The sequence below is a fragment of the Gilliamella sp. A7 genome (assembly GCF_002142015.1).
Lineage (GTDB): Bacteria > Pseudomonadota > Gammaproteobacteria > Enterobacterales > Orbaceae > Gilliamella > Gilliamella apis_A.
Map to the genome: position 1 here is coordinate 1 of NZ_NASN01000095.1, position 2,009 is coordinate 2,009.

The following is a 2,009-nucleotide window of genomic DNA, read 5'->3' on the forward strand; positions in this document are numbered from 1 at the left end:
CCAATGTTATATGATAAACAAAAATATTATCATATCTATAACGTATAGTAATGTTGGCAAAATCGAAAAAGTTAATCATTGGAACTATCAACCAAATGAAATAACAAGCAAAAGTAAAAAGTAAAGGCAGTTTGAAGTAAGACTGATTTTGATTATCCATTATATCCCTATATTATATCCTAATTATAAACTGATAAAATCATAACTACGTTTAACAATAATTGCAAAGAACTATTTAAAAAAATTTTAATTAGTTAAATACTAGGTATTATATTGGCTTTTTATCTTTTTTATGCAATATATTAATAAAAAACCAATATTCTAATAACTGTCAAAATACTTCAAGAACTAACAGTGACTATAACTTACATTTGTTATATTTTAGGATTAACGCAATTAACACTTAAGGTGTAACACATGCGGCAAGAACTTTACTCGGAATAAAACCACTAAGTATATCGATAACTCCTTCGACATCATATAAAAATGGTTTTCCTTCATTTTTAGGTAACTCAGTATTTGTTGCTACATTATTCGTCCAATAATTATATGAATTCCAATCTGTACCTCTATAAGATTGGCAATACATATTATGATCATCCTCATTCGCAGGCATACATCCCCATTCATTCGCAATTCCACCAATCCATTTTCCATTCTTCTGATAACTTAATTGCCGACGTGCATAAGAGCCATAACTATTAACATAACCGCCAATCCAACCATCGTAAGGATTGGTATTGGAAAAATCATTCACATCTGGCAATCGATAACCACTACCTAAACTTTTACAATAATCCCTTGCCTTAGCTTGATAACTTAACGCTTCATCATTTGAACCAATAGCTGGAAGATGTGAAATTTCATTATTAAAAATAATCTTAGAATTAGCAATAAACCAACGCATTAATTTAAATTCGTAAATTAGCGTACTTTTATTACTATCTGCATATAATCTAAATGTCATGGGTCTAAAACTCTTATCCGCTGAATTATAGCGTGGACCAACTAATGTTACTTTTATAGCTGGTTCAGCCAATCCATATGGACTGGGTCCATGCTCACCATGCTCCCATTCAGTGGTTTTACTTACACTTAATGATAAACTAACATTTCCCCCCTCTATAGATTGTATAGTACTGCCATTGGCAGCTAATACTGCTTCAGGTGTTATACCGCCAAATAGTAAATAAAAATACAAACCATGTGATCCGGTAGTTGGAAAGTTATTTTTAGTTATTGAAGTTTCACCTTGATAATTACCACTATTGGTTGCTCGCAATACCTTAAAACCTTTACTAGGATACCCTCTATAATGACCATAATCACTGCCATCGTCAACTTGTGCTGAATCCCATAAAATGCCATCTACCTCATAATCACGACCTGCGAAACTACCTTCATCAACATACAAATTTGGCTGGGCATAACACACTTTCGGATCTAATTTTGGTGTTAAATAATAACTATGTGAACCACCTTTAAAACGATTAGTATTGGGCTCACCATAAGGTGTAGTTAACTGACTATCACTAGCGCTAATGGTTATTTTATGTACCCCATCACATAAATCTGGAGTGGTATCAGGATGACCTTTCACCTTCGATGTAATATCTATAAATGCGTTTTTAGCATTAATATCTGCTACGGCAGGATTACGGGCTTCCCATTTTACCTTAATTTCACCTGTCGCAGTTGCGGTGATTATGTCATTAGTATCAAATCCATCACCATCATCATCTGCAAAATAATTATACGGTGCAGCAAGTAAATCAGTCATATTTATTACAGGAAACTGATTATTGCCTGATATAGGTAATGGAACAATTGTTTGTACACTGGCATAAGTATTTTTTTTATCTGGTAACTCAATCGGATTGGATATACTTGATACATCATTTTGCGGGGTTATCACAGTACCATTTGGTAATTTAATCGCTAGTAGCTCTTCTGTACTCGTTATTTTGCTGACACCATCAAAGGTTAAATAAGGCGCTGAACCTTGAATA

General features: G+C 33.3%; 1 protein-coding gene. It reads right to left on the reverse strand.

What is annotated here, in order from left to right; translation table 11 throughout:
- Nucleotides 1-403 precede the first annotated feature (403 nt).
- Nucleotides 404-2,009, reverse strand: a 1,606-nt coding sequence (locus B6D18_RS12670) for a hypothetical protein (RefSeq protein ID WP_158092593.1), incomplete at its 5' end; no start/stop codon positions are given.